The organism is Mycobacterium sp. (assembly GCF_049683355.1).
Taxonomy (GTDB): domain Bacteria; phylum Actinomycetota; class Actinomycetes; order Mycobacteriales; family Mycobacteriaceae; genus Mycobacterium.
Genome location: NZ_JBAUJB010000155.1, coordinates 1 through 6,309, shown reverse-complemented (window position 1 = coordinate 6,309; position 6,309 = coordinate 1). Strand labels below are relative to the sequence as shown.

The following is a 6,309-nucleotide window of genomic DNA, read 5'->3' as shown; positions in this document are numbered from 1 at the left end:
ATCTACGAGATGCCCTTCGTTATGGCCGAATGTGATCCTCAGGAAATCTCATTCTCCCACCACGACAGGGCATTTCGGCGTTTCAACTCACATCACCCATCCACCGGATCGGTGTATCCAGGCTTAGCGGCGGCCCACTGAACGGTGACCGCGCTGTGCGCTGACGGGCTCTCGCCCGTCAACCGCGAGATCACGGAATCCAAGACCAAGCCGGAAGCGGCATAGAAAACCTCCACAATCTCGGGGGAACCGCACGCAGTGCTCACCGGCTGGCGGCTCGGCGGTCAGCCGATCGCTCAAGGATCGGTGTTCCCGTGAACGACACGCTGATCGCTTCCCATTAGAGTCCTGTGGCCCGAAATAGGGCTGGACGGGACGATGGACGCCTTGGCCCCGTCCGCCCCCTCAGTACACGTCACGCACGTAGCGCTTCTCGGCGACCAACTCCCGCTTGTAGTCGCGTGCCGCTTCTGCGCTCATGCCGCCGTGGGTCTTGATGATGTCGGTCAGTGCGTCGTCGACGTCGCGGGCCATCCGTCCGGCGTCGCCGCAGACATAGAAGTGCGCCCCCTCGTCGAGCCAACGCCACACGTCGGCGCCGTAGTCGAGCATCTTGTGCTGCACGTAGATCCGCTGTCTCTGATCGCGGGAGAAGGCCAGATCCAGTCGGTTGAGGAAGCCGTCGTCCACCATGTCGGTCAGGTCGTCGCGGTAGTAGAAGTTCTGGTCGCGGTGCTGGTCGCCGAAGAACAACCAGTTGCGGCCGGTGTGACCGAGGGCGCGACGCTCTTGCAGAAATCCCCGGAACGGCGCGATGCCGGTGCCGGGCCCCACCATGATCATCGGGGTCTGCGCATCCCGGGGTGGCCGGAAGTGTGGCGAACGCTGCAGGAACACCGGCACCGGTGCGTTGTCGGGCAGGTCGGCCAGATACGTGGAGGCGACGCCGCCGCGAGGACCTCCGTCGCCGCCGCGGTAGCGGACCACCGACACCGTCAGCTGGACTTCGTGCGGGCTGACAAGCGGGCTCGAGCAGATCGAGTACTGCCGCGGCGTCAGCCGCACCAGGACCTCATGCCAGAGCTCTGGGGCGGCGTGGACGGTGAACTCGCGGACGAGGTCGAGGCCGTTGCGGTTCACCAGCCATGTGTCGAGGGCGCCGCGGTCCTTGCGCAGGCGTTTGGCGACCGCCGCGTCCGCGCAGTGTTCGGCGACGAATCCGACGAGGTTGGACGTCACCTTGCCGACGTCGTAGTGCGACGTCAGGGCGTGACGCAGCAGCACCGCGGCACCGTCGAGGATGATCGACTCGTTGCCGCTGAATCCGGTTGCCGCCAGCCAGTTTTCGACCACCTGCTCGGAGTTGCGCACGTAGACGCCGAGGGAGTCACCGGCGGCGTAGGTGACGTCGTGCTCGCTGATGTCGAAGCCGAACTGACGGACGTCCTTGGCCGCCGAGGCCGGGGTCAGCCTGGTGTTCCGGCACAGCGGCGCGGTGATCGGGTGCGCGCGTGTGAACCACACCGGTCCGGACGGCGTCGCGGATTCGGCGTCCGGGACCTGTGGCGCCACCTCTGCCGGGGCGGACGGTGTGGCCATCACGTCCACCACCGCGTCCGCCCATTGAGTGAGGGGCTGGTCATCGTAGGCTTCACATTCGGCGCGGTCGAGCACCCTGGTGGCGCCCAGCTCCGAGAGCCGGGTGTCCAGCGATTTTGCGTGACCGCAGAAGTTGTCGTAGGACCGGTCGCCGATGCCCAGCACAGAGTAGCGCACCCCCATCAGCGACGGCGCCTGCGGGGATTGCAGCCGCTGCCAGAAGTCGGCACCGTTGTCCGGCGGTCCGCCGTCGCCGAACGTGCTGGTCACGATGACGACCTCGCCGGCCTCGCCGAGATCCGACAGCGTGATGTCGTCCATCGCCTGAAGACGGGAGCCCCGGAGGCGGTCCCCCAGCTTTCCGGCGAACTCCTCGGCGTTACCGGTCTGAGAGGCCCACAGCACCAGCGGGCCCGTCCCCACCGTGATATCGACACCCGGCTGGGCGTCACCCGACCGCGAATACCTGCCCGCCAGTAGTCCGTCGACCCACAGCCGCGCGGACCTGCCCAGCGGCGCAGCGGCGGGCAACACCGGCACACCCGGCATCCCCTGCTCGACACCGGCGAAAAAGCCGGCCAGATAGCTTTTTTCGTCCTCGGTGAATTCGGGCGCCTCCGACGGGACGGGCAGCGTCGACTCGACCGGTACCGGGGCGAGGCGCACCGCGCACACCTTGAACTCCGGCTGCAACGAATCCGGGTCGACGGCGTCGTTGGTGACGGCGTTGATGGTCAGGTGCTCACCGTGCTCGTCGTTCCAGTGGAACGGTACCCAGGTGTTGCCCGGTCGCACCCGGTTCGTGATGACGGCGGGAAGCACCGCGCGGCCCCGCCGGGACGTCAGCTCCACCTCGCGGCCGTCGGAGATCCCCAGTGCGGCCGCGTCATCGGGATGGATCTCGACGAACGGCGCAGCGTTGAGCTTGTTGAGTTTGGCGACCTTGCCGGTCTTGGTCATGGTGTGCCACTGGTGCTGGAGCCGTCCGGTGTTCAGGATCACCGGGTAGTCGTCGTCGGGCAGTTCGGCGGCGTCCAGGTGGGGGCGGGCGTGGAACACCGCGCGGCGGGATGCGGTGGCAAACGCCAGCCGGGGACGGTACCCGTCGGGGGCGGTGTACAGGTCCTGGGAGATCCCGTCGTTGAGATAGCGGATCGGGTTGCGGTCGTCGGAGCCGGCCGGGCCGTCCTCGGGCGGGCAGGGCCACTGCACCGGGGTCTCGCGGAGCCGCTCATAGCTGGCCCCGCGCAGGTCGTATCCGGTGCGCGGGTTGTGGAACCGGCGGATCTCGTTGAAGATCTGCTCGCTGGACTTGTAGTCGAACCCGCTGCCGAACCCGAGATGCCGGGCCACACCGCAGATCAGTTCCCAGTCCGGCCGCGCGTCACCGGCGGGTGGGATGGACTGCTGCAGCAGGGTGAGGTTGCGATCCGAGTTGACCATCACGGCGTCGGTCTCGGCCCACAGGGTGGCCGGCAGCATGATGTCGGCGTAGTGATTGGTGGCAGTGTCTGTGTACGCGTCCTGGGTGATCACCAGCTCGGCAGCTTCGAGTCCGGTGATCACGGTGTCCCGATTGGCAACGGTGGCAACAGGGTTGGTGCAAATGATCCACACCGCCTTGATCTGACCGCTGCCGAGCTGCCCGAACATGTCGATGGTGCCGGGCCCGACATCGGCCCGGATGGTGCCCGGGTCCAGATCCCACTGCTGCTCGACGAAAGCCCGGTCGTCCGCCGAGAGCACCGCCCGCTGGCCCGGCAGACCCGGCCCCATGTATCCCATTTCGCGTCCGCCCATGGCGTTGGGCTGACCCGTCAGCGACATGGGTCCGCTTCCCGGCCGGCAGATGGCTCCGGTGGCCAGGTGCAGATTGCAGATCGTGTTGGTGTTCCAGGTGCCGTGGGTGCTCTGGTTCAGCCCCATCGTCCAGCAGCTGATCCAGTCCCCCGCTGCGGCGATCATCGCCGCAGCAGAACGAATTTCGGCCTCCTGCAGGCCGGTGATCGCGGCGACCCGGTCCGGCGGGTAGTCGGCCAGGAACTGCGGCATCGCCTCCCAGCCCTCGGTGTGCTCGGCGATGAAGTCCTCGTCGATGGCCCCGTCTGCCACCAGCAGATGCAGGATCCCGTTGAGCAGCGCCAGATCGGTGCCGGGCCGGATCGCCAGGTACAGGTCGGCCTTCTCGGCGGTCGTGGTCCGGCGTGGGTCGACGACGATCAGCTTGGCGCCGGCCTTGAGCCGGTCGGCCATTCGCAGGAACAGGATCGGATGGCAGTCGGCCATGTTGGAGCCGATCACAAAAAACAGATCCGTGCAGTCGAAGTCGGTGTAGGAACCCGGCGGCCCGTCAGAGCCCAGCGACTGCTTGTACCCGGTCCCGGCGCTGGCCATGCACAGCCGGGAATTGGACTCGATGTGCACGGTGCGCAGGAATCCCTTGGCCAGCTTGGTGGCCAGATACTGCGACTCTATCGACATCTGACCCGAGACGTAGAGCGCCACCGCATCGGGACCGTGTTCGTCGACGATCGCGCGCAACCGTCTGCCGGCTTCGGCGAGTGCGTCGTCGACGTCGGCGGCCACCGGGTCCGCGTCGCGCGACGGTCGCAACAGGGCGGTGGTGAGCCGGCCGTCGGTCGCGGCCATCATCTCCGCGTGCGTGGCGCCCTTGGTGCACAGCCGCCCGAAGTTGGTCGGGTGGAGTTTATCCCCGGACACCTTGGCGATCACCGGCGCGCCCGTCGCGGGGTCGGTGCGGGTCTCAACCGAGATCCCGCAGCCGACCCCGCAGTAGGAGCAGGCGGTGCGCGTGGTCATCGCGATGTCGTCATCCTTCTTGTCAGACGCCCGCCTGCGCCATCCGGCTGCCTTTGCGCAGGTAGAAGTACCATGTCACGACCAGAAGGACGAGGAAGAATCCGACGTAGAACTGCAGCGCCGGCTGGATGTTGCCGAACTCGGACTTGGCCCACGCGTAGGCGAGGGGAACGATGAACCCGCCGAACGCGCCGACCGACGAGATCACTCCGAGTGCACCCGCAGCCTGACGTCGCATATGCAGCATGGTCAACGGGTCGCCGCCGGCGTCTTCACCCTTCACCCGGAAGATCTTCGAGATCATCCGGTAGGTGGAACCGTTGCCGATGCCAGTGGCGATGAACAGGAACATGAAGGCGATGAAGAACACCGGCATGCTCGTGGCCTGCACCGACCAGAGCGCGCCCGCGGCACCGACCGCCAGCATGACGAAGCTCAGCGCGGTGATCCGCGCTCCCCCGTATACGTCCGACAGCTTGCCGCCGAGCGGACGGGCTACCGACCCGATGAATGCACCGAGAAATGCCCAGGTCAACGCAATGTCACCACGGTCGAACACCGCTTTGAGCAGAGTCGGGAACGCCGCTGAGTACCCGATGAACGAGCCGAACGTCCCGATGTAGAGCAACGACATCACCCAGGTGTCGGTGTGGCGCAGCGAATGCCAAACCGGCTTCACATCGGCCTTGGCCTCGGAGAGGTTGTTCATGAACAGGAACGCGCATATCGCCGCGGCCACCGCGAACGGCACATAGAACAGCCCCGCCAGCGACAGCGTCACCCCGGCGCCGATGGTGACCACGAGCGGAATCACCTTCTGCGCCACGGCAACTCCGATGTTTCCACCCGCAGCGTTGAGGCCGAGTGCCCAGCCCTTCTCCTTCTCCGGGTAGAAGAACGAGATGTTGGCCATCGACGAAGCGAAGTTGCCTCCACCGAAACCGGCGGTGCCGGCAACCAACAGGAGCACCCAGAACGGGATGCTCGGGTCACTCACCACCCAGGCCAATCCGAGACACGGGATCAGCAGCAGAAGTGCCGAGATCACCGTCCAATTGCGGCCCCCGAAGACCGGGACAGCGAACGTGTACGGGAGCCGGAGGAAGGCTCCGACGCCGCTGGGCACCGCAACCAGCCACAGCGCCTGCGAGGTGGTCAGCGCCCAACCGGACGCCGTGGCGGTGCCGTCGGCCGCCGCCGTCATCTGTACGACGACGATGCTCCACAGCAGCCACACCGAGAAGCCGATGTGCTCGGCGAAGATCGAGTAGATCAGGTTTTTCCGCGCGATTGGTCGCCCGACGGTGTCCCAGAATTCCGGGTCCTCTGGGCGCCAGTCATCGATCCAGTGCTTGCCCCGATGGCGACCCGGCGCCTCGGGTGGCGCCGTCGTGGCTCCCCCCGTCGACTCGCTGTCCGTAACGGTCATGATGTCTCCTGTGGTGGATGGATCCGATGCGGTCAACTGCCGCCGCCGGCGGCTGTGCCAGACACTCCCCGCCCGAAACCGCCACGCTGCGTTCGGGCTCGTCCCAGGTTTACTGCCTGGGCATTCCGCATCCGTTGCACGTTGGTGACCGCGATGAAAACACGGCCTCACACCGCAGGTCAGCTCACCGTGAGGTGGTTGCTGAGTGATCAGGGGGATGCACGGGTGACTTGCGGGCGAAACGAATCGGAAACAACCGGCTTCTAGCTTCGAGCCATGTCCGACGGAAGTAGTCCTCGATTCCTGCAAGGTGTGTTCGGGTTCGACGGCGGCGGATACGAAAAACCGCTGCTGATCGACGAATCGATGCGTTACGTGGTCCCTGCCGGCGCCACCTCCCAGCCGGTCTACTTTCGTGGCGGCAACTCGGCCGACCAGATGGTCACCGTGATCCTGTTCCG

General features: G+C 66.3%; 2 protein-coding genes and 1 pseudogene. 1 reads left to right on the top strand and 2 read right to left on the bottom strand.

Annotation, left to right across the window (positions count from 1 at the left end; all coding sequences use genetic code 11):
* Window positions 1–405 precede the first annotated feature (405 nt).
* Window positions 406–4,419: a bifunctional nitrate reductase/sulfite reductase flavoprotein subunit alpha gene (locus WA944_RS09615; protein WP_526608416.1), complete on the bottom strand. Its 4,014-nt coding sequence runs from the start codon at window positions 4,417–4,419 to the stop codon at window positions 406–408.
* Between the two features lie 22 nt (window positions 4,420–4,441).
* Window positions 4,442–5,848 carry an MFS transporter gene (locus tag WA944_RS09610; protein WP_526372349.1) on the bottom strand — a complete coding sequence of 469 codons (1,407 nt, stop codon included), beginning with the start codon at window positions 5,846–5,848 and terminating at the stop codon, window positions 4,442–4,444.
* A gap of 276 nt (window positions 5,849–6,124) precedes the next feature.
* Between WA944_RS09610 and WA944_RS09605 the strand changes: the two are divergent.
* A pseudogene (locus WA944_RS09605) lies at window positions 6,125–6,309 on the top strand (molybdopterin oxidoreductase); the annotation flags it as partial.

Bases quoted from the DNA above. Each gene is read 5' to 3' on its own strand.
- WA944_RS09610 (WP_526372349.1), bottom strand. From the start codon at position 5,848: ATGACCGTTACGGACAGCGAGTCGACGGGGGGAGCCACGACGGCGCCA.
- WA944_RS09615 (WP_526608416.1), bottom strand. From the start codon at position 4,419: ATGACCACGCGCACCGCCTGCTCCTACTGCGGGGTCGGCTGCGGGATC.